Raw genomic sequence first — 21,900 nt, forward strand, 5'->3', positions numbered from 1 at the left:
CGCCGGGTGCGTGTCCGTTTGGGGCTTCGTCCGGCGAAAGGCAAAAGAAAAGGGGACCGCGGCCCCCTTCTGCGTTATTTTTCGATTCGGTTCTTGCCGAGCAGGCAGGTCACTTCGTAGGGAATGGTGCCCCACCAGTCGGCGAGTTCCTGCGCGCTCACGGCGTTGCCCGGTCCGCCGAGAACGTACACGGCGTCGCCGGGCGCAGGCGTTTCGGCAAGGTCTGTGAGATCCACGCAGGTCATCTGCATGGCGACTCTGCCGATGACGGGCACGCGCACGCCGTTGATGCACATGCAGGTTCCGGGCGCGGGATTGCGGCGGTAGCCGTCGGCGTAGCCTATGGCCACCCAGCCGACAAGACGTTCCGAGTCCGCCGTGAAGGTGCGGCCGTAGCCCACGCTTTCCCCCTTGTGCAGCGGATGCACGCTGATGAGCGGAGCAGCAACTTCCATCACGGGCAGAAGAGGCCCGCACGCGCCCTCGTGCGCGGTGCCGTACATGGGATCGTAGCCGTACAGGGCGATGCCGGGACGGCAGATGTCGTCCTTGCGGGTGAAGCCTTCCACAAGTCCGGCCGTGTTGCCGAGCGAGCAGCGCATGTCGGGAAACTTCCGGTGCAGGATGTCGGCCGCGCGGTAGAACACGTCGCACTGGCGCTTCGTGTACTCTTCTTCCGCGGGATCGTCGGCCACGGCAAAGTGCGAAACCTGCACGATGGGCGAAAGTCTGGGCTCGGCGGCAATGGCCTCGGCCACGGCCTCCATCTCTTCCAGACGGAAGCCGAGCCGCCCCATGCCGGTTTCCGCCTTCACGGCGATGCCGAGCGGCGCGTCGATGTCGCGCACGGCCCGCGTGACGGCTTCAAGTCCTTCCCAGTTGTGAATGAGGGGGGAGAGACGCTTTTCACAGGCAAGTCGCACGTCCTCCTCTTCGGGAGCGCGGCTGAGCAGCGCCACGATATTGCCGGAAAATCCGGCGTTCCTCACTTCCGCGGCTTCCCGAATCGTGCCCGCGGCCGCCCAGCCTATGCCCATGTCTTCCAGCACGGCCGCCGCCTTCCGAACGCCGTGCCCGTAGGCGTCCGCCTTGATGACGGGCATGAGATCATGCCCTCTTTTCAGCAGTTCTTCGATGTTGCGGCGGAAATGTTCCCAGTTGACGCGTACATGGCATGAAGGCTCAATCATGATGTTCCCGATCCTTGGAGGCGTTCGGCGTTAAGCCCCTGTCAGGGGCTTTTTTTCGCTCAAGTTGTATGCTATGGAAAATCAGCTTCCAGCTGAAAAGCCGCCCGGTACGTCCGGCGGTTGTCTTTTCTCCTGTTCCGTTTCTGCCTCTACCGCCTCTTTCTCTGTCTTGCAACCCGGAATGTGCCGTGTTTTTTCCTTCCGTTTCCTTTTCATCGTTGTGTCGCATGCTTCTGACCGTGCTTACGGCGCTGGCGTGTCTTTCCTCGTCCGCTTTTGCCGCTTCCCCGGGCACAGGTCAGCGTTCGCTGAGCACCCGCGGCGACTCGCCCTGGACGCTTAATGCCGACAACCTCGTCAGCCTTGACGGCGGCGTGATTGTCGAGGCGTCCGGCAACGTGCTGCTCCAGCGCGGCGAAGATTACATGAAGGCCGATTTCGCCCGCTACTACACCACGACCAACTGGATTTTCGTCAAGGGAAAGGTGGAAGCCCGCATGGGACGCGACATGCTGAACGCATCGGAGGCCGAATTCGACCTCACCTCGCGCACGGGCTGGCTCAAGGACGGCTCCATCTTCATTGCCGGACCGCACATGTACGTGACCGGCGAAAAGGTGGACAAGCTCTTCGGCGACCGCTACAGCTTCAAGAACGCCAAGGTCACGGCCTGTGACGGCGATCGCCCCGCCTGGTCGCTGTCCGCGGATCAGGCCGATGTGGAAATCGACGGCTACGCCAAGCTCACGCATTCCACCCTGAACATTCTCGACGTGCCCCTTGTCGGTTCGCCCTATCTGGTGCTGCCCGCCAAGACCACCCGTCAGTCCGGTCTGCTCATGCCCGACTTCGGCTACAGCAGCCTGAACGGAGCCTTCTTTTCCCAGCCCTATTTTCAGGTCATCGACGAGAGCCGCGACCTGACCTTCTACGGTTCCTACATGAGCAAGGCGGGCTTCATGCCCGGCATTGAATACCGCGCCCACACCCGCGATCAGGACAAGACCTGGCTGGCCTTCGACGTGCTCTACGACAAGCACACCTTCCGCTCCGACGCCTCCGACCCCGTCAACGACAAGGACAGACTCATCAATACCAACGAGGAGCGCTACTGGCTGCGCGGCATGGGCGACGGATTTCTGGGCGACTCCGGCTGGCGCTACCGCTACAACCTCGATTATGTTTCCGATCAGAACTTTCTGCGCCAGTTCCGCGACATGCGCACCGGCTTCAACCGTTCCCGCGACTCTCTCTACGACATGTTCGGCCGCGACCTTCAGGAAGTGGACAAGAACCGCATAAGCGAGGGCTTCATCTATCGCGACTGGGACCGCTTCATGGTGTCCGCGGGCTTCCGGTACGAGGAGAATCCTGCCTTCGGGCACGGCAACCAGCCCCACAGCGAAGACACCACGGTGCAGCGCATTCCCGTCAATGCCTACCTCTTCAAGGGCGGTCTCATTCCCGGTCTGCCGTTTGAACTGCAGGGCGAGGTTTCCAGCACCTACGAATATCGCGCCAAGGGCGTGCGCGGCCTGCGCACGGAAATTCATCCCGAGCTCAGCGTGCCCGTGAACCTGCCCGGCTCGTCCATGATCGTGTCCGGCGGCGTGCGCCAGACCTACTACAACAGCAACCACGTGCCCTTCGACGATTCCCAGCGCTGGACGCGCGGCGGAGGCACCAAGGACCGCTTCATTCCCGACGTGAGCGCCACCACCTTTACGCAGATCTCCCGCGTGTGGGACATGCCGGAAAACCATCTGGAAGCCGTGGCCGAAAACGTGGGCAAGACCAGCTGGACCGGTGTCCGGCACAGACTGCAGCCCCGCGTGACCTATGAATGGACGCCCGACAGAGATCAGTCCGACAATCCCATTTTCGAGGATACCGACCGCCTCAAGCCCTCGCAGCGCGTGCGTCTTTCCCTGACCAACATTCTCACGGCCAAGCGCGAGACCGTTTCCGGCGCCAAGGGAAACTACAAGACCACGGAAAACTATTTCGATCCCGTGCGCTGGGAAGTCGCCACCGGCTACGACATCGACGAAGCCAATCGAAACAACTTCCTCGACCGGTATTCCCGCAAGCCCGTCATGGACACCTATTCCTACCTGGAGTTCAGACCTCTGAACTGGCTGAGCCTGTGGAACCGGCTGTATGTTTCCATGTACGGCGACGGCATCACCCGCAGCGACACCGGCATGACGCTCTCCAACGCCCGCTGGGGAGCATGGAGCATGTCGTACAGCACGCGCAACGAGTTCTACAATTATCTTGATGAAATGAAGCGCGACAAGCTGGGCGACATACGCTTCACGCCGAGGCAGCGGCTGCTCACCAACACGTTCACGTTCCGGCCCACCAGCAAGATCTCGATGTACTACCGCACGCAGGACAACATCGAAACCGGCAAGAACTACGAGCGCCGCTTCGTGATCGGCTACTACCATCAGTGCTTCCACATTCTGGGCGCCGTGTACAGTAAGGCGCGGGACAATTCCTACCGGCTCATTCTCGAACTGCCGGGCCTGAGTTTCTGAGGTCTTCATGGTAGTGCAGCTGTCCTGCGGGGCGATTCTGGGGGTGGACGCCTTCCGGGTCGATCTTGAGGTGGACTACGGCAGGCAGGGCATGCCTTCGTTCGTCATGGTGGGACTGGCCGAGGGCGCGGTGCGCGAATCGCGCGAGCGCGTGCTCAAGGCGCTTCAGAATTCCTCGTTCCGCATTCCGCCGGGGCGCATCACGGTGAATCTGGCCCCGGCCGACCGGCGCAAGGAAGGTTCGGCCTACGATCTGCCTCTGGCGCTCGGGCTTCTGGCGGCTGCGGGCATACTTCCCGCCGAATGTCTGCGGGGCTGGTTCTTTGCGGCCGAGCTTTCGCTGGACGGCAGGCTCAAGCCCGTGCCCGGCGTGCTTGCGCTGGCCATGCTGGCCCGCGCGGAAGGAGCGAAGGGCTTCATGGTGGCCCCGGACAACGCGCAGGAAGCCGCCATGACCGAGGGACTCGACGTGTTTGCGCCGAGGACGCTGGCGGAGGCGGCGGCCTTTCTGGCGGGCATGGCGGAACTCTCTCCCGTGGAGTCCGCGCCGCCCGGCGACGAGGAGGATGTTTTTCTCGATCTGGCCGACGTGAAGGGGCAGGAAAAGGCCAAGCGCGCCATGGAAGTGGCGGCGGCCGGTGCGCACAATCTGCTGTTCATCGGGCCTCCGGGCAGCGGCAAGACCATGCTTGCGCGGCGCATGCCGGGCATACTTCCGCCGCTTGACCGGGAAGAGGCTCTGGAAGTGACCAAAATTTACAGCGTGGCCCGCATGCTGGACGGGCGCGGGCTGGTGACGAAGCGTCCTTTCCGCACGCCGCATCACAGCGACTCCAGCGTGTCCATCATCGGCGGCGGCGTGCCGCCGCATCCCGGCGAGGTGAGCCTTGCCCACAGGGGCGTGCTTTTTCTGGACGAGCTGCCCGAATTTCATCGTCAGGCGCTGGAGGTGCTGCGTCAGCCGCTGGAGCAGGGGAGAGTGTTCATTTCCCGCGCCACCTACGCGGTCTCCTATCCTGCCGACTTTATGCTGCTTGCGGCCATGAATCCCTGTCCGTGCGGCTACAGCACCGATCCGCGTCACGAATGCACCTGTTCCGCGCAGGCCGTGGCCCGCTATCGCGCCAAGCTCTCCGGCCCGCTGCTGGACCGCATCGACCTGCACGTGGAGGTGCCGGCCGTGTCCTATGAGGACATCCGTTCGTCGCACGCCGGGCCGTCGTCGGCCGAGGTGCGCGAGAGAGTGGTGCGCGCAAGGGAGATTCAGCGCGAACGCTATCGGGGCACGAACTGCCGCACCAACGCCGATCTTTCCGGCCGCATGCTCGACGAGTACTGCCGCCTCGGCCGGGCGGAACATGAATTTCTGGGCAACGCCGTGAACGCGCTGGCGCTCTCGGCCCGGGCGTACACCCGTATTCTTCGCGTGGCGAGAACCATCGCCGATCTTGAAGGTGCGGCGGAACTTTCGCTCACGCACATCGCGGAAGCCATCAGCTGCCGCGTGCTTGACAGAGGTCAGCCATGATCATTTCTCTGCGGCGTTGTGCCGCGCTTACGGCGGCGGGTTCGCTGGCCGTATTTCTGGGCACTCCCAACCCGGCGGTGCATCTGCCGTTTGTCATGCTGGTGTATCCGGCGGTGCTGCTTCTGGCCTCCCGCACGGAAGCGCCGTTCCGCACGGGCTGGGCGGCGGGCATTCCCGGCGCGGCGGTGGCCCTCTACTGGATTGCCGTGGCCGCGCACAAGTACGGATATTTTCCCTGGCTTCTGGCCGCGCCCTGTTCCATACTGCTCGGCATGTACGTGGCCCTCTGGGGCGGCGTGTTTTCGTGGATCATGGCCAGAGTGCGCGATGTTTCTCCGTGGCGGCGCGCTGCGATTGCGGGATGTGTGTGGTATCTTCTGGAGTGGACGCGGGGCTGGTTCGGCACCGGGTTTTCCTGGCTCACGCTCTCTTCGGGACTGGCTGCCTGGCCGGTGCTCGTGCAGCCTTTGAGCGTGCTCGGCGAGTACGGCTATTCCGGATTTCTGGCCGCGGCGGCCTGCCTGGCCTGCGAGGGGCTGACAAGACTTTTCGGCGGCGCTTCGTCCCGCAAGGCGGGTTTCGCTCTTGCGGGCGGCGCCGCGCTCATGCTGATGGCGGCGGCCGCCTTCGGCTCGTGGCGGCTTGCCGTCATGCCCGGGCGTCTTGCTGCCGAGGGCGTGCCCGTGTCGTTCACGCTGGTGCAGGGCAGCGTGCGGCAGGATGTCAAATGGTCGCCCGAGTATCAGAGGCAGACTCTGGAGCATTACATGCGCCTCACGCTGGACGGCGTGAGGGCAAACGTCGGCGCGCTCTCCGGCGCGAAAGAGGCCAGACCGCAGGCCGCGGAACTTGCGCCGTTCATGGGGCGCTTTGCGCCCGCAGGCGACGCTACGCTGTCTCCCGCGCTGCCCGACGTGCTGCTCTGGCCGGAAACGGCCATGCCCTTCGCCTATCCTTCCGGGCCTCTTTCGGGCGAGCTGCGCGGTTTTGTGCGGGAAATGGGCCTTCCGCTGCTCTTCGGCGCGCCCGGCGTGGAGCGTTCGCCGGAAGGAAAAACACTGCTCTACAACCGGGCCTTTCTGCTGACTCCGGCAGGCGACGGCGGCCACTACGACAAGGAACATCTGGTGCCCTTCGGCGAATATCTGCCGCCCGTGCTCGACTGGAAGATCTTCGAGAGTCTGCTGCAGGGGCTCGGCGGCTTCGAGCCCGGCACGCAGGAGCCGCTCTTTGCCGTGCCTCTCGCGAACAGGAAGACCGTGAACATGGGCATGCTCATCTGCTATGAGGCCATTTTCCCGGAACTGGCCCGCGAGCGCGCGGCCGAGGGCGCGGAACTGCTTCTGAACATCAGCAACGACGCGTGGTACGACTACACCTCCGCGCCCATGCAGCATCTTCAGCTTTCGCTCATGCGCGCCGTGGAGCAGGGGCGCTACGTGGTGCGCGCCACCAACAGCGGCATCACCGCCGTGCTCGACCCTCTGGGCGGCATGCATGCCCTGGGCACGGAAAAGGATCACTACGCCCTGTTCAAGCCCGCCAGCCTCACTGCGACGGTGCTTGCCTTGCAGGAGCATACGCCTTACTTTTATCTCCATCCGTGGCTGCCCGCCGCGGGCTTCGTCATGCTTGCGCTGCTTTGTCTGCCGCTGATCAGGCAGCGGCGCAGGCGCTCCGTTTGACCTGAGACACTCCGCATCCCTGCGGAAATACCGTAAAAAAGGATATCGTCATGCTTCAGTTGGCCGAACTTCGTTCCCGCTGCCATTCTCTTTCCGAACAGTTCACTTCCCTCTGGGGGCGTCTTTGACCTGCCCACGCGGGAGGCGCGCCTCAAAGAAATAGAGGAAATCATTTCCAGCCCCGACGCGTGGTCCGATCAGGAAAAGCTCACGCCGGTGCTGCGGGAAAAGAGTCGTCTTGAAGCCGAAGTCGCCCGTTTTCGGGAACTGAAGGCCAGCTACGACGAAATGGAAGAATGGCTCGGCTTTGTTTCCGAGGGCGAGGAAGACGCGCTGGAAACGCTGAGCGAACAGGCCGACATTCTGGAAAATCTGCTGACGGAAACGGAAATGACCGTGCTGCTCAGCGGCGAATCCGATCACATGGACGCCCTTCTGGACATCCATCCCGGCGCGGGCGGCACCGAGGCCCAGGACTGGGCGGAAATGCTGGAACGCATGTATCTGCGCTGGGCCGAATCGCATCACATCAAGGCCGAAATCGTGGACTTTCTGCCCGGCGAAGAAGCGGGCATCAAGGCCGTGACCATCCGCCTGCAGGGCGAGAACGCCTACGGACTGCTCAAGGGCGAGAAGGGCATTCACCGGCTCATCCGCATTTCGCCCTTCGACGCCTCCGGTCGTCGGCACACGTCGTTCGCCTCGGTGGATCTCATTCCCGACGCGGGCGAGATCTCGAACATCGAGATCAAGGAAAGCGATCTGCGCATCGACGTGTATCGTGCGTCCGGCGCGGGCGGCCAGCACGTCAACAAGACGGAGTCGGCCGTGCGCATCACGCACATTCCCACGGGCATTGTGGCGCAGTGCCAGAACGAACGTTCGCAGCAGAGCAACCGCGAAAGCGCCATGCGCGTGCTCAAGGCGCGTCTGTACGCCCTGGAACAGAGCAGGCGCGACGCCGCCCGTCAGGCCGACTACGCCGGCAAGGACGCCATTGCCTTCGGCAGTCAGATACGCACCTACACGCTTCAGCCCTACCGGCTGGTCAAGGACCATCGCACCGGTTCGGAATGCGGTGATGTGGACGCCGTGCTCAACGGACGCATTGATTCCTTCCTGCGGGACTATCTTCTCTGGCAGCATGAGCACAGTCGGGGATAGAGGCCGTTTTTCCTTGCAAGGCAACGGATTTAGGGTTATAGATGTCTTACTTGACACGTTGTGAGCTTTCAGGGGAAATACCCCGTCGATAATCCTTCTCCCTGCCTGCGAGGCCATGGCAGGCTATACCGTATGACGGAGATGTCATGAACAAGAGTGAACTGATCAAGAATCTTGCCGAACAGTCCAATGTGTCGCTAGATGAAGCCACCCTTGTGGTCAACACTTTTGTGGATTGCATGAAAGAGGCGCTTCTTGCTGGCGATCGCGTGGAAATCCGCGGTTTCGGCAGTTTCAAGGTTAAAGAGTACGGTTCCTATGCCGGCCGCAATCCCCGCACCGGAGACAGAGTGGAAGTGAGCCCCAAGCGTCTTCCGTTCTTCCGCGCAGGCAAGGAACTCAAGGAATTCCTCAACGACTAGCGACATCTCCGGCATGTTGCATGCACGGACAAAGGCAGGTTCAGCGAACCTGCCTTTTTTATGCCCGCAGACGGAACGGAAGGCCGTCGCTTGCGGCGAAGAGGCTTTTTTTCTTGAGATTGCGGGAGTTGTCGCGTAACTTCTCCCCCGGAAGAAGGACGGAATTTATGTCACTCATGCGTTTTGTATCGTGGAACGTGAACGGCTTTCGCGCCGTCAGCAAAAAGGCGGACTGGGAATGGTTTTCCAGAACGCAGGCCGACGTGGTGGGACTTCAGGAGACCAAGGCTTCTCCCGAGCAGATTCCCGAGGCGCAGCGCGAGCCGGAAGGCTGGCATTCCTGGTGGTCGGCGTCCACGGTGAAGAAGGGATATTCCGGCGTGGCGGTGTTCAGCCGCAGGCAGCCGCTCAACGTGGAGCACGAACTGCCCGATCCCGATTATCACGGGGAGGGGCGGGTGCTGCATCTGGAATTTCCCGAGCTGCATTTCTTCAACATCTACTTTCCCAACGGGGGAGAGGAGATTTCGAAGGGCGTGTTCCGCCGGGTGCCGTACAAGATGGGATTCTTCAACGCTTTTCTGGACTACGCCGAAGAGCTCAGACAGGAGAAACCCATCGTGGTGTGCGGCGACTTCAACATTTCCCACCGGGAAATAGACCTGGCCCGACCGAAGGAGAACGTGTGCAACACGGGCTTTCTTCCGGAAGAGCGCGCCTGGATGGACAATTTCGTGCAGGCCGGATACGTGGACACGTTCCGGCACGTACACGGCGACGAGGCGGGAGCCTACAGCTGGTGGTCCTACAAGACCCGCGCGCGGGAGAGGAACATCGGGTGGCGGCTGGACTACTTCTTCGTGTCGTCCGAGCTTCGGAACAATATCCGCGACGCGTGGATAGAAAGCGACGTGTACGGGTCCGACCACTGCCCCGTGGGGCTGGCGCTGGAGCTGTAGAAGAAAAGGCCGCGATGCGGTGCTGAATGGGCAAGGTGAAAGCGGAAGCCGGGAAATTCCGGCTCTTCGCCTGTAAGAAAAAAGAGGGAACGGGGCGCGGAGGCGTCGGGAAAGATCCGGCGCGCCGGAGCCCGTTTCTTGTGTGAGCGGTACGGAAATGAAGAGAAGCGAGAGCAGAATCGGCACGTTGGCCACAAAAAAAGCCCCGATGAAACCGGGGCTGAAATATGGGGCGAATAACAGGGTTTGAACCTGCGACCCCCTGGGCCACAACCAGGTGCTCTGCCAACTGAGCTATATTCGCCGTGCAGAAAGAGTTATTATTCGATAGACGGGGAATAGTCAAGCATTTTTTTGTCATCCCTGCGGAGGAAGAATTTGGACAGTTTCATCATAGAGGGCGGCGCGCCGCTCAAGGGCGTCATTGAGGTCAGCGGCTCCAAGAATGCCGCGCTTCCCATCATCATGGCATCCATCGCCGTGGATGACGACGTGACCTACACCAACGTTCCCGATCTGCGGGACATTCACACCACCATCAAGCTTCTCAACATTCTGGGACGCGAGGCCTCGCTGGAAAACGGCGTGGTCCGCGTGAAGAACGGCAAGCTCGGCATGGAGGCTCCGTACGATCTCGTGAAGACCATGCGCGCGTCCGTGCTCTGCCTGGGGCCGCTTCTGGCGAGACTCGGCGAGGCCAAGGTGTCTCTGCCCGGCGGCTGCGCCATCGGCGCGCGTCCCGTGGATCAGCACCTCTCCGCGCTTGAGAAGATGGGCGCGGTGTTCGATCTGGAAAGCGGCTACATTCACGGCCGCTGCCCCGACGGACTGAAGGGCGCGCACATTCGTTTCGACTTCCCCACCGTGGGCGGCACGGAAAATGTGCTCATGGCCGCCTGCCTCGCCAAGGGCGAAACGGTGCTGGAAAACGTGGCGCGCGAGCCGGAAATCGTGGATCTTGCCAACTTTCTCATCCGCTGCGGCGCGCGCATCGAGGGGCACGGCAGCACCATGATCCGCGTGCAGGGTGTGGAGCGTCTGCACGGCTGCACCTACGCCATCATGCCCGACCGCATTGAAGCGGGCACCTTTCTCATTGCCGCGGGCGTGACCGGCGGCGAGCTTCTGCTGAAAAACTGTCCCATCGGCGACATGGCCGCCGTAGTGGACAAGCTGCGCGCGGCGGGCATGGTCATTGAGGAAACGCCGGAAGGCGTGCTGGCCCGCGTGGGCGAGGGCGGCCTTACGGGTGTGGACGTGAGCACCCGGCCGCACCCGGGATTCCCCACGGACATGCAGGCGCAGTTCATGGTGCTTTTGTGCTGCGCGCAGGGCTCGGGCCTCGTGGAAGAGAACATTTTCGAGAACCGCTTCATGCACGTGCAGGAACTGGTGCGCATGGGCGCGGACATTCACGTGACGGGCTCTTCGGCGCTGGTGCGCGGCGGCCGCAGACTGACCGGCGCGCCGGTCATGGCCTCGGATCTTCGCGCGGGCGCGGCGCTGGTGCTGGCCGGTCTTGCGGCGGAAGGGGAAACCCGCGTGCAGCGCATCTATCACGTGGACAGAGGCTATGAGCATCTGGCGGACAAGCTCTCGGCCGTGGGAGCCAACATCCGCCGGGTGAAGGATCCCGACTAGACTTTTGTTCTTTTCGGAAAGGGAAGGCGCGCCGCCGTCGGAGTGTTTCGGCGGAGTCGGCGCGCCTTGTTTGCAACAGAGGACAGGCGCGGAAAACGCCGCGCCGGAATTTTCGGATCGCGCCATGCCGGGCGAACTTCCGTCGCTTCTTTTCCGCCAGCGGCTTCTTCTTGCCGTGCTGGCCGGTTCCGTGTCGCTTCGCGATGCGGTGCTCGGCGTCGGGCTGTTCGCTCTTGTGATTATGGTTCCGCGGTTCGCGGGCGCGCGTCGGGCGTTGACGGCGGCCGTGTTTTTCCTGCTCGGCCTGGGGCTGACCTTTCTTGCTTCGCCGGATGCTCCGGATTGTCCCTCGTGGGCGTCGGTGCCGCGCAAAAGCGTGCTTGTCGAGGGACGCGTGGCGTCCGTGACCGGTCTTCCCGGAGGCCGCGTGCGCGTGCTGCTGGAAGAGGTGCGTCCGATGGAAGGCATGCCGCCGCTTGCGGAAGAGACAAAAGCGCGGGTGCGCAAGGCACTGGACAGAAAGATAGGCCCCGAACTTTCCGGCGGCAGAAAGGGGTATCCCGGCCGCATCGTGGAGGACGACGCCTCTCCCGTGCCGGGACTCGTGAGCCTGACGCTGCAAAAGCGGGACATGGCGCACGCGGGCAGACCGGTGGCCGGAGAAACGCTGCGGGCCCTCCTGCGCCTGTATCCGACCGTGGGCAGCGTGAACCCCGGCGTTTCCGATCTCGGCAGGTACTGGGCGGATCGCGACGTCTGGCATAATGCGCGCCTGAACAGAACTGCCGCGGGGCCGCTGTATCTGGAGCTTGCCGAGGGCGAAGGCCTGGCGTACCGGGCGCAGCTTTTGCGGGAGAGCTGGCGAAAGGCGCTCTCCGCAGAACTTTTCGACGAGTCCGCGGGCGGGAATTTCGGCGGCGGGCGGGCGTCAGACTCGCGGGCGGAGGAAGTTCTGCCGCAGGGCAGGGCCATGCTGCCGGCGCTGCTTTTCGGCGACCGTTCCTTTCTCAGTCCGCACACCGTGGATCTTTTCAACCGGGCGGGCCTTGTGCATTCGCTGGCTCTTTCCGGGCAGCATCTGGCGCTTGCGGCCATGGCGGGCGCGGCGCTGATTTTTCTTGCGTCGCGGGCATTTCGCAGGCTGTTCCTCGTGATGCCGCGGCGCGTGCTCGTAGTTTCGGCGGGCGTTCCCTTTGCTCTGGCTTATCTTTTTCTCGGCGGCGCGCCGTTTTCCCTCATCCGCGCGGCGTGCATGATGCTGGCCGGTTCCGTGTACCTGTGCCTGCGCCGCAGCACGGCTCCGCTGGACGCTTTGTTTGCCGCGTGCCTTCTGCTCTTTCTCGGCTGGCCGCTCTCGGCTTTCGATCTTTCCGCACAGCTTTCCGTGCTGGCCGTGGCGGGCATACTGCTTTCCATGCCCCTGGTTTCGGCCCTGCGCAGGCGTTTTCCCCCTGCCCGCCGCCCGGGCGGCGATTCCCGCTCCCGGTTTCGTCGCGCCATGCATGCGGCCATACGCTGGAGCGGCACCATGCTCATTCTTTCGCTCGCTGCGCAGCTGGCCGTGCTGCCCGTGATCGTTTCCGTGTTCGGGGCGACGAGCGTGCAGGTCTGGATGAATCTTATCTGGCTGCCGCCGCTCACCTTCGTCACGCTTCCTGCGGCGGCGCTCGGCATGCTGCTTCTGGCGTGCCTGGGGCCGCAGAGCTGCTCGACGCTGCTTTTCGCCGCGGCAACGTTCCCTGCCGACATCATGCTCCATATTCTGGAGCGCATGGCCGAAGTCGGAGCCCTGCCGCTCGTGCAGTTTATGCGCCCCCTGTCCTTGAGTGCGCTCGGCTACGGAGCGGCGCTGACGGGCGGCATGCTGATGCTCGGCCGGAAGCTGAACGGCCTTCCGTCGGGAGAGGCGGCTCGCAGACTGCTGTGCCTCGGGCTTCTGATGATGCCGGCAGGTCAGATGCCCGTCTGGCTCGACGACTGGCGGGCGGCGCGGGAGCGGGAAGTGGCGCTGACCGTGTTCGACGTGGGCCAGGGGCAGGCGGTGCTTCTGAGTTACCCCGGCGGACGCGTGCTTGTGGACGGCGGCGGCAGTGCCTCGCCGACGTTCGACTGCGGGCGCAGCATACTTGCTCCGGCCCTGACATACGGACGCATGCCGCGCCTTGACGCGGTCATCGTGAGTCACACGGACATGGATCATGCGCGCGGTCTTCGCTGGATACTGGAGCATTTCGAGGTGGGAAGCCTCTGCTGGTCGGCGCTGTCCGCGCGGGACGACTCCGCCGACGGCAGGGCGCTGCGCGAGATAGCGGCGCGGCGGGGCATTCCCGAGCGAATTCTGGGCCGCGGCGACGTGATGGAGCTTGCCGAAGGCATACGGCTGGAAATGGTCTGGCCGGACAAGGCGGAAACAGAGCCCCGGCCGGGCAGAAAAATTTCGTCCAACGCCGCGTCGCTCTCGTTTCGCGTGATTCGCGACGAGGTGCCTCTGGCCATCCTGTGCGGCGACATGACGGCTCCGGCGCTGCGGCGTCTTGCAGAGAGCGGACAGGATCTGCGGGCCGGACTGCTTGTGCTGCCGCATCATGGCGCAGCGTCGAGCTTTCAGCGGAAGTTTTACGATGCCGTGTCGCCGGAAGCGGCCGCGGCTTCGGCGGCGGCGTTCAACCATTACGGATTCCCCGGACGCAGGGTGCGCGCGGAGATGGCCCGGCGGCTGATTCCTCTGTACAGCACCACAATGCTCGGCGGCTTCACCGTGACCTGGTCGGGAAAGGACGGGCGCATGACGCTCCCCTGAGAGTTGCGCCCGATCGTCCGGTCACGCGGAACGGGGGCCATGCGGCAGGGCGGAAGCGAGGCGTGTGCGCGCCGTCGGCTGCGGAAAAGGACAATTCCGAGCAATCCCCTAGGATTTGAAGAAAAGAGCATCACAGCGCCCGAGAGAGGCGTTAAATCAGGACTGCCGACAGTTTGGCGGAAGAGCATGCGGCAGCCGGGCGCGTTCGACGCAAAAATTTTTCGGAGATGGCGGAAAGAAGAGCGCTTTTCGAGCGGCGCAACGCTCCGCCGCAGCGTGGCAATGTTTTTTGGGGAAGTGTTCCGGCATGTTGCGGGCGTTGAGTGCGCAGGATCGCTCAGGACTGAACGCCGCGCGGCTGCGGATAGGCGTTTCCGGAATAGTCAGCCTTTTGAAGGGCGAAGCGGCGGGCCTGGCTGCCGTGGGAGCGAGGTCGCCTGGCTTTGAACGTCTTGCCAGGGCCGCGGGGAGCGTCGGACAGCCGTTGTCGGCAAGGCTTGCGGGGAGTTGCGCGCGGGCGCAAGTGAAGCATTGCAGCGTTGCGCTGAAGAGCCGTTGCCCGCCGTGCTGCGTGTTACGGGCAAAATCCTCGGCAGACTTCGGCGGAGTCGGCGGGGAAACGCCGGAGAGAACAGGCGAAGGCGAGTGCACGGCGGAAGAGCGAGCGCACGGCGGTCGCCCTGCCTGCGCAGCGCCGCAGCATCAGCGCATTCTCCGCGAAGAATGTTTCGTGATGACGTCTCAGCGGTCGCTGACGGCAATGCCCAGTTCGCGCAGTTCGTCCACGAGCTTCTGCGCCAGCGCGGGCACGGCGTCGCGGCACACGGGGGAGAGCCCCAGCTCCATGGTGTTGTAGTCGGAGGGTTCCATGCCGAACACCACGCCTTCCGGGCGATGACCGAGAATGTCGCAGTAAATGAGTGTGTCCACGAGGTCGGTCTGATGCAGCGAGTCGCGGAAGCTCATGCTTTTGCGCAGATCGTTGTCCGTGAGGCGGTAGATGCTGCCGGGCGCGTCGCCGCCGAGCACGGCGTCGAGCACATAGACGCGGTCGCATTGCAGAAGGGCGTCCATGAGCCCCATGCCCAGCGTGCCGCCGTCCACAAGCGTGACGTTTTCGGGAAAGACGTAGTGTTCCTGCAGCCATTCGAGCGCGCGCACGCCGATGCCTTCGTCGGTGAAAAGAATGTTGCCTACGCCAAGAATGAGAATGCGGTCCATGGTGATCTCAAAAATAGGGAAAGGTGGCGGGAAAGTCGGCGGGCCGTCGCGGCGCGTGTATCCCGGAATGGTGTTCGCAAGAAAATGCGGAAAGAGGCGTGCTGACGCGGAATGCCTGAGAAATCGCCAAACAGTTTTTTTTATCGTCCGCGCCTGCCGCGGAAGCGTCGGGGAAGGCGCGGCCTGCGGCGGCAGGGCGATGTCATGTTCTGAGCCCCGGCATGCTGGAGCGTTGCACGCTGCATCTGCGTCCGGCGCGGTCTTCACTCCCGGGGCGGAGCGCTGGAAAGGCTCGTCGCCCGGCGCGGGACATGCCCAAACCAAGCGCGGCAAGCTTTCCTCTGTCGGGTTTCGCCGCGCAGAGGCGGGCCGGTCATCAATCGCACCCGGAGGCCGGGGGAAAAAGTCGCCGCCGCGCAGGCTTTTGCCCTCGCTCGGGCACACGTTGTCCCGCGGGGCTTGCCCGGCGAAGCCATACCCTTTGCCTCCGGCAGCGCCGGTCAGCGGCCCGCTCTGCCATGTCGAGAGCGCCGAAGTGCCAATCGCTCGTGCGGAGCTGTGCGACAAACGCAGGGAAGGGAGCGACGAGCGTTGCTTTCGGTGCGGACGTGTGCGGCGTCCATGCTCGACCATGAAAAAAGGGGGAGGATCGGACGTCCTCCCCCCTTGTCGTCATGACGGATTACAGAACCTTGAAGTCGTAACCCTGATTGGTGCGGCCGTCGATGACGTGAACGCCGCAGGCGATGCACGGATCGAAGGAATGCACGGTGCGCAGGATTTCCACGGGGCGCTTGGGATCGGCCACGGGCGTGCCGACGAGGGCGGCTTCCACAGCGGAGAGCTTGCCTTCGGCGCAGCGCGGTCCGAGGTTCCAGGTGGAGGGCACCACCATCTGGAAGTTGGCGATCTTGCCGTTTTCGATGACCATCCAGTGCGACAGGCCGCCGCGGGGCGCGTGAACGAAGCCCACGCCTTCGGCGTTCTTGGGCACTTCGGTGTTGATGCAGATCTTGTTGTCGCCCTTGGCGATGTTGTCTTCAAGCTGCTGGAGCCATTCACCGACGCCGTTGGCCACCACCACGGCTTCCACGCCGCGGGCGGCGGTGCGGCCGAGGGTGGAGAACAGGGCTTCGGGACCGACGTTCAGGGCCTTCAGCACCGTGTTCACGGTGTCGGTGACGAGCTTGTCGCCCTGAGCATAGGAAATGAGCATCTGCGCAAGAGGACCGGTTTCAATGGCATGGCCGTCATAGCGCGGGGCCTTCATCCAGGAGTAGCGGTCGGGGTCGCCGATGCGGGTGAAGCGGGGATCGGTCACGCCCTGATAGGGAGCGCGGGCCTCGTCGCCTTCAAACCAGCTGTGACGCACGTGCTCGGAAATCTTCGAGGGATCGAAGGGCAGCACCGTGCTGAGGTCGCGGTTGTAGATGACGCCGGGCTTGAGCCAGCGGGTGGTGAGATCGCGTTCCTTGCCCGGGAATTCGCCGAAGTCCATGTAGTCGGAAACGCCGCCGCCGATGGCGGCCCAGTCCTTGTAGGCTCCGGCCACGAGCAGCAGATCGGGAATGTACACCTGTTCCACGAAGGCGCGGGCCTTCTGATACAGGGCCTTGAACTGGGCGATGGTGTCGGGACGCAGGGCGTTGTAGCAGGTGACGCCGCCCGCGATGAGGAACTGCGGATGCGGATTCTTGGCGCCGAACACGGCCGTGGCGCGGGCGATTTCCACCTGAACGCGCAGGGCTTCCAGATAGTGGGCCGTGGCCACGAGGTTGGCTTCGGGGTCCAGATAGTAGGAAGGATGTCCGCCGAGGAAGTAGGCGTTGGTGAAGGGGCCGAGCTGGCCGCTTTCCACGAGGGCCTTCACCTTGGCCTGCACGGCGCGCAGTTCGTCCTCGCTGGTGGGGCGGGGCGAAATGGAGGCGTTGAGCTTGGCGGCCTTGGCCGGATCGGCCTTGAGGGCGGCGGCCACGTCCACGAAGTCAAGGGCGTGCAGGTGATAGAAGTGCACCACGTGGTCATGCAGGTTCTGCATGCCGAGCACGAGATTGCGGATCAGCGTGGCATTGACGGGAATCTCGATCTTCATGGCGTCTTCGAGAGCACGGGTGGACGCCAGGGAGTGCGTGTAGGTGCACACGCCGCAGGTGCGGCCGGAGAAGAACTGGGCATCGCGCGGATCGCGGCCCTTGAGGATGGTTTCCAGCCCGCGGAACAGGGTGGAGCAGCTTCTGGCGTCTTTGACGCGTCCGTTTTCGACTTCCACCTCGATGCGGAGATGGCCCTCGATACGGGTAAGCGGGTCCACCACGATGGGCCCGGTATAGGAACTCTGGGGAGTGGTTTTTGCTTCGCTCATGGTGGCATTACTCGCTAGTTTTCATAGAAGGGGGTCAGCTTGTCCCAGAAGTTCGGTTCGGAACAGCCTATGCAGGGATGTCCGGCGGCGACGGGCCAGTTCACGTCGTTGAACAGGGCCTTGGGGCAGTTGTTGTAGGTCACCGGGCCCTTGCAGCCGAGCTTGTAGAGGCACCAGCCCTTGCGGGCTTCCTCGGAGTCGAAGGAAGGAGCGAATTCTCCGGCTTCAAAGTGGGGCAGACGTTCGCACAGTTCGTGAACGGTGTGGCCGTAGAACGCCAGAGGACGATTGAGGGCGTCGAGTTCCAGCTTGACGCCGGAGAGCACGGCGGCGATGGTGCCGATGAGATTCAGGGGATTGGGCGGGCAGCCGGGAACGTTGACGGCCTTGACGCCGAGATCGGCGAAGCAGTCGTTCACGCCCTTGCAGCCGGAAGGATTGGGCGCGGCGGAAGGAATGCCGCCGAAGCAGGCGCAGGTGCCGTAGGAGATGACGGCCTTGGCGCCGGGCAGCACTTCCTTGTTGATGGCGTACATGGTTCTGCCGCCGATGGTGCCGTAGAGGCCGTCCATGGCGGTGGGAATGGCGCCTTCCACGATGCACACGTAGCCGTTGGGATTCTTCATGGCCAGGTGCAGAGCGTCTTCCGCGGCTTCGCCGGCGGCGGCCATGATGGTTTCCTGATAGTCGAGGGAAATGGTGTCGAGAATGAGCTCGTCAATGAACGGCTTGCTCGAACGCAGCAGCGCTTCCGTGCATCCGGTGCATTCCGCGTCGTGCAGGTAGATGACGGCAGGACGCGCGGCAGACGTGAGAGCCTTTGCCATGGTGGGAGCAAACGCGGGACCCAGGCCCATGGCCACAGCCACAGTGGAACAGAATTTCAGAAACTCGCGGCGCGACACGCCCCGTTTTTCAAGGCGTTCTTCCGCGCCTTCTTTCCCCAGACCAATGGAGATTTGCATAAGGCCCTCCTGGCGCTGATAGACAGGATTTTTCCGCGAAGGCTTCCATGGCGGCGGGAAGGTCGCGGCTTTTGCCGATAAGGGAACAAGTCATGCGCTGAGGCATGAGCTTCTTCTGATATTACTTTATATCCGACTCTAACATCAGAGAAGGGGCAGGTCAACCGACGAGAATCTTTTCTTTGAAGAAATGATATAAAAATCACATGGTTCCGTCTTTGACTCGACAAATTCGGCAAGTGCGGGAGATGACAGTCTTTTTCCTCCGCCCGAAGGAGAGCGGCGGGCCGCCGAGTCTTGCGTCGAGCGTGTCCTCCGTGCCGAAGGGCCGGGCCCCGCAAGGAGAAAGGCCGGAGCGGACGTCTTTGCCTCCGCATGCGGAAGCGGGCATGCCGTAAGCTGCGCCGCCGGACTTTGGTCCTTCCGGGCAGGAGAGCGCCGAGGCTCTCCGAAACGTGCGGCGCAGGCTTTTTACGCCCGCCGCAGGAACATCCGAAGGCCGCATCGCCGCGCAGGCTCCTGCGCCCGCGGGCAGAAAGCGCCGACCGCTTCCGGTGCCAGTTTTCTTCTCTGGAATTTTTCAGCTTTGTCGGGCACGGCGACCACTGCCGCACGCGCGGAGAAAAGGTTTCAGAGGTCGACGGCGTACCCGTCGGCGGAAGCGCCTTTTCCGCCCGCGCGGAGGAAGATCTGCCGCGCTTCACGACGCCCTCCGCGGAGTCGTGTCTTTCCCGCCAGCGCAGAAAGGGCACAACGAGTTGCCCATGTTCCTGCAAAGGCTTTCCGGTTTCCGCCGCGCGGGAAACACGAATCCGGCGCGTTGGACGGGGGGCCCGGTTTCCGCCCGGAGCAGGAAAGACGCTAGGCGAGCATGGTTTTCAGTTCTTCGAGCATGCGTTCCGGCGTAATGCCCGTGATGCAGGCGTTGCCTCGGGGGCAGGTGCCGGAGCCGTGCAGGGAGCAGGGGCGGCAGGGCATGTCGAGCTGCACCACGCGGTCGTGCTCGCCGGAAGGGAAGAAGCCCCATTCCTTGCAGGTGGGGCCGAACATGGCGAGCGCGGGCGTGCCCACGGCGGTGGCCAGGTGCATGGGGCCGGAATCGCCGGTCACGAGCACGTCGGCAACGGAGGTCAGCGCGAACAGCTCGCGCAGGCCGGTCTTGTTGACGAAGCTGCGGGGATGTTCTTCTTCGGGCATGTCGTCGCCCTGCCCGACCCAGAAGTAACTGATGCCCTCGTTGCGGAGCAGCGCGGCAAAGCGCAGCCAGGTCTCCATGGGCCAGGTTTTGGCCTCGTGGGTGGCAAAGGGGTGCAGCGCCACGATGGGCGCGCCTTCGGCCTGAAGGGGGGCAAGCAGTTCTTCGGCATGGGTGACTTCGTCCTGCGTAAGAAAGATGCGGGGACGGAGTTCCGCGGCGGAGGGCACGTTCTCCTTGTCGTACAGGCCGATGGCGTAGCGCTGGGGCACGTTGTAGCGGCGCAGCTCTTCGCCGAAGAAGCGCCCCTTGCTCCACAGAAAGATGCGGCGGGCCAGCGCCATCTTGTTGTAGCAGATGATGGCGTCGCGCCAGATGCGCGCCAGCATGGCGGAACGCAGATTGCGATGCAGGTCAAGCAGCGGGGAGTCGCGATATTTTTCCATGATGCCGCGGAAGATGACGGCCTGCGTCTGCCCGTGCAGATCGTTGTCGTCAAAGCCGATGACGTTGAGCACGGCGGGATTGTGATCGAACAGCGGCTCGAAGGCTTCTTTGGTGATGACGGTGAACATGGTTCCGTGCTTTTCGTGCCAGTCGAGGAGAACGCCCGTGGTGAGCGCCACGTCGCCCAGGGAGCTGAAGCGCACGGCCACCATGTGCTTGTTGCTTATTTTGGAAGAATAACGTGCCATACTGACCTGCCTGTGGAATGAGACTTCCGTCCGCCGGGCGAAGGATGCGGTCGGCGGACGCGGCTCGCGCGAACGTCGGGCGCTTCCCGAACATTTCGGACGCCGTGACTTCTTTGTAGTTTTCAGGGGCGCGCGCGTCAACCGCGGGCGCGGCGACGGGCGGTCGCCTCACGCCGATGCAGAAACGGCGCGTTTTGGGGATGGCCGAAGCGTGCGGGCGCAGAAAAGGTCGGGCTCGCTCGAGGCGTGCGCAGGTTGCGGGGCTGTTCTGCGCCGGGAATAACCGCAGGGAAAACGCTTTTTCCGCAGCGGCGCGGAGGCTTGCTCCCGGAAAACGAGGTGGGGCCGCTGGAAACGGCGGGTTCCCGTGCGCCGCCGTCGGGGAGTTGATGACATCGGACACCTGTCGGAGTCGGCGCGGCGGAGTGTTGTTTGCCGCACCGAAAAAAGGCCCGGAGGGCGAACCCTTCGGGCCTGACGAGCGGACGATGAGAAAATCGTCGGCGTAAAACGGCGCTACTTCGTGCCGAAGATGCGGTCGCCGGCGTCGCCGAGACCGGGAATGATGTAGCCGTCTTCGTTGAGGTGATCGTCGAGGGCGGCGGCGTAGATTTCCACGTCGGGATGCTTGTCGAGCACGGCCTTCACGCCTTCGGGAGCGGCCACGAGGTTGAGGGAGCAGATATGCTTGCAGCCTTCCTTCTTGAGCACGTCGATGGCGGCGATGAGCGAGCCGCCGGTGGCCAGCATGGGATCAAGAATGATGGCCACGCGCTGATCGATGCGGCGGGCCAGCTTCTTGTAGTATTCCACGGGTTCCAGGGTTTCTTCGTTGCGGTACATGCCGAGCACGCTGATCTTCGCGCCGGGAACCATGTCGAGCACGCCGTCCATGAGGCCGAGTCCTGCGCGGAGAATGGGCACGATGGTGATCATCTTGCCGGCGAGGTAATCGACTTCGACCTGTCCGGCCCAGCCTTTGACCGTCTTCTTTTCCGTGGGGAGGTTTTTCGTGGCCTCGTAGGTGAGAAGGCGGGCCACTTCCTTGGAGAGCATGCGGAATTCGCTGGTGGACGTGCTTTCCTTACGGAGCAAGCCGAGCTTGTGCCGGATGAGAGGATGATCGACGATATGAAAAGCCATGGCGTGAATCCTTTGTTGAAGGAGCGCGGATGCGCAGGGTACACAGATTATTCTCTCGTTATAGCCGGGGCTTCCCCGCGCCGTCAAGGCGGACGTTTTTCTGTCGACGCCTTCGGGAATGTCGTTGCAGGGCAAGGGCTGCGGGCTTGTTCCCGTGTTTTGCTCCGGGACAAGGCGGCCTTTTCGGAGACTGTGCGGCGCGCAACGGCAGGGCGTTTTCGCGGAGGCGGCGCTTTTTGGGGAGGTCGTTCGTCGGGGTGGAGGAAAATCCGGGAAGAAGCGACCGGAAGCATCGCCGGGAAGTTGCTCTCGCGTGTTTTTCAAACGCCGCCACTTTCGGGATCGCCCTTTCCTGAGAGATGCCCTCGCGTGTCTCTCTGCCTTGCA

The 21,900-nt window shown here is 63.3% G+C and carries 14 protein-coding genes and 1 tRNA gene; 8 read left to right on the forward strand and 7 right to left on the reverse strand.

Annotated features, from left to right (window positions below):
- Positions 1-74: 74 nt before the first annotated feature.
- Positions 75-1,190 carry an alanine racemase gene (alr, locus tag ACZM96_RS01825; protein ID WP_489486947.1) on the reverse strand — a complete coding sequence of 372 codons (1,116 nt, stop codon included), beginning with the start codon at positions 1,188-1,190 and terminating at the stop codon, positions 75-77.
- Positions 1,191-1,417: 227 nt separating this feature from the next.
- Here alr and ACZM96_RS01830 point away from each other — a divergent pair, with 227 nt between their 5' ends.
- The 6 genes from ACZM96_RS01830 to ACZM96_RS01855 all read left to right on the forward strand — a co-directional run bounded on the left by ACZM96_RS01830 (position 1,418) and on the right by ACZM96_RS01855 (position 9,491).
- Positions 1,418-3,733, forward strand: a complete 2,316-nt coding sequence (locus tag ACZM96_RS01830; RefSeq protein ID WP_489486948.1) for an LPS-assembly protein LptD — start codon at positions 1,418-1,420, stop codon at positions 3,731-3,733.
- 7 nt (positions 3,734-3,740) lie between these two features.
- Complete coding sequence (locus ACZM96_RS01835) at positions 3,741-5,261, forward strand: YifB family Mg chelatase-like AAA ATPase (protein WP_489486949.1); 1,521 nt, start codon at positions 3,741-3,743, stop codon at positions 5,259-5,261.
- Complete coding sequence (gene lnt / locus ACZM96_RS01840; protein WP_489486951.1) at positions 5,258-6,946, forward strand: apolipoprotein N-acyltransferase; 1,689 nt, start codon at positions 5,258-5,260, stop codon at positions 6,944-6,946. Before ACZM96_RS01835 ends, lnt begins: the two co-directional genes overlap by 4 nt.
- Positions 6,947-6,996: 50 nt before the next feature.
- Positions 6,997-8,110 (forward strand): peptide chain release factor 2 gene (gene prfB / locus ACZM96_RS01845; protein WP_489486953.1). Its coding sequence is split into 2 segments (ribosomal slippage): positions 6,997-7,071 and positions 7,073-8,110, totalling 1,113 coding nucleotides; the frame shifts between segments, so codons are not numbered across the junction.
- Between the two features lie 146 nt (positions 8,111-8,256).
- Positions 8,257-8,532, forward strand: a complete 276-nt coding sequence (locus ACZM96_RS01850; RefSeq protein WP_294447199.1) for an HU family DNA-binding protein — start codon at positions 8,257-8,259, stop codon at positions 8,530-8,532.
- Positions 8,533-8,699: 167 nt separating this feature from the next.
- Positions 8,700-9,491, forward strand: a complete 792-nt coding sequence (locus ACZM96_RS01855) for an exodeoxyribonuclease III (protein WP_489486954.1) — start codon at positions 8,700-8,702, stop codon at positions 9,489-9,491.
- A gap of 228 nt (positions 9,492-9,719) precedes the next feature.
- Here ACZM96_RS01855 and ACZM96_RS01860 read toward each other — a convergent pair.
- Positions 9,720-9,795, reverse strand: a tRNA-His gene (locus ACZM96_RS01860).
- A 74-nt stretch (positions 9,796-9,869) separates the two neighbouring features.
- Here ACZM96_RS01860 and murA point away from each other — a divergent pair.
- Together murA and ACZM96_RS01870 are read left to right on the forward strand one after the other, a co-directional pair.
- A complete protein-coding gene (gene murA, locus ACZM96_RS01865; RefSeq protein WP_489486955.1) occupies positions 9,870-11,132 on the forward strand; it encodes a UDP-N-acetylglucosamine 1-carboxyvinyltransferase in 1,263 nt (420 codons plus the stop codon).
- A gap of 124 nt (positions 11,133-11,256) precedes the next feature.
- Positions 11,257-13,932 carry a ComEC/Rec2 family competence protein gene (locus tag ACZM96_RS01870; RefSeq protein WP_489486957.1) on the forward strand — a complete coding sequence of 892 codons (2,676 nt, stop codon included), beginning with the start codon at positions 11,257-11,259 and terminating at the stop codon, positions 13,930-13,932.
- 741 nt (positions 13,933-14,673) lie between these two features.
- Here ACZM96_RS01870 and ACZM96_RS01875 read toward each other — a convergent pair.
- The 5 genes from ACZM96_RS01875 to upp form a co-directional block, all read right to left on the reverse strand.
- Positions 14,674-15,153, reverse strand: coding sequence for a HyaD/HybD family hydrogenase maturation endopeptidase (locus ACZM96_RS01875; protein ID WP_489486959.1), 480 nt, complete (start codon positions 15,151-15,153; stop codon positions 14,674-14,676).
- Between the two features lie 682 nt (positions 15,154-15,835).
- Complete coding sequence (locus ACZM96_RS01880; RefSeq protein ID WP_489486960.1) at positions 15,836-17,515, reverse strand: nickel-dependent hydrogenase large subunit; 1,680 nt, start codon at positions 17,513-17,515, stop codon at positions 15,836-15,838.
- A 14-nt stretch (positions 17,516-17,529) separates the two neighbouring features.
- Positions 17,530-18,480: a hydrogenase small subunit gene (locus tag ACZM96_RS01885; protein WP_489486961.1), complete on the reverse strand. Its 951-nt coding sequence runs from the start codon at positions 18,478-18,480 to the stop codon at positions 17,530-17,532.
- An 861-nt stretch (positions 18,481-19,341) separates the two neighbouring features.
- Complete coding sequence (locus ACZM96_RS01890; protein ID WP_489486962.1) at positions 19,342-20,370, reverse strand: glycosyltransferase family 9 protein; 1,029 nt, start codon at positions 20,368-20,370, stop codon at positions 19,342-19,344.
- A gap of 516 nt (positions 20,371-20,886) precedes the next feature.
- On the reverse strand, positions 20,887-21,513 hold the full coding sequence (gene upp, locus ACZM96_RS01895) for a uracil phosphoribosyltransferase (protein WP_489486963.1): 627 nt from the start codon (positions 21,511-21,513) through the stop codon (positions 20,887-20,889).
- Between the last annotated feature and the right edge of the window lie 387 nt (positions 21,514-21,900).

The sequence above is a fragment of the Mailhella sp. genome (assembly GCF_057866825.1).

What these genes read in the sequence shown, in the direction of transcription:
- alr (WP_489486947.1), bottom strand. Translation starts at nt 1,190, where the DNA reads ATGATTGAGCCTTCATGCCATGTACGCGTCAACTGGGAACATTTCCGC.
- ACZM96_RS01830 (WP_489486948.1), top strand. Translation starts at nt 1,418, where the DNA reads ATGCTTCTGACCGTGCTTACGGCGCTGGCGTGTCTTTCCTCGTCCGCT.
- ACZM96_RS01835 (WP_489486949.1), top strand. Translation starts at nt 3,741, where the DNA reads ATGGTAGTGCAGCTGTCCTGCGGGGCGATTCTGGGGGTGGACGCCTTC.
- lnt (WP_489486951.1), top strand. Translation starts at nt 5,258, where the DNA reads ATGATCATTTCTCTGCGGCGTTGTGCCGCGCTTACGGCGGCGGGTTCG.
- ACZM96_RS01850 (WP_294447199.1), top strand. Translation starts at nt 8,257, where the DNA reads ATGAACAAGAGTGAACTGATCAAGAATCTTGCCGAACAGTCCAATGTG.
- ACZM96_RS01855 (WP_489486954.1), top strand. Translation starts at nt 8,700, where the DNA reads ATGTCACTCATGCGTTTTGTATCGTGGAACGTGAACGGCTTTCGCGCC.
- ACZM96_RS01870 (WP_489486957.1), top strand. Translation starts at nt 11,257, where the DNA reads ATGCCGGGCGAACTTCCGTCGCTTCTTTTCCGCCAGCGGCTTCTTCTT.
- ACZM96_RS01875 (WP_489486959.1), bottom strand. Translation starts at nt 15,153, where the DNA reads ATGGACCGCATTCTCATTCTTGGCGTAGGCAACATTCTTTTCACCGAC.
- ACZM96_RS01880 (WP_489486960.1), bottom strand. Translation starts at nt 17,515, where the DNA reads ATGAGCGAAGCAAAAACCACTCCCCAGAGTTCCTATACCGGGCCCATC.
- ACZM96_RS01885 (WP_489486961.1), bottom strand. Translation starts at nt 18,480, where the DNA reads ATGCAAATCTCCATTGGTCTGGGGAAAGAAGGCGCGGAAGAACGCCTT.
- ACZM96_RS01890 (WP_489486962.1), bottom strand. Translation starts at nt 20,370, where the DNA reads ATGGCACGTTATTCTTCCAAAATAAGCAACAAGCACATGGTGGCCGTG.
- upp (WP_489486963.1), bottom strand. Translation starts at nt 21,513, where the DNA reads ATGGCTTTTCATATCGTCGATCATCCTCTCATCCGGCACAAGCTCGGC.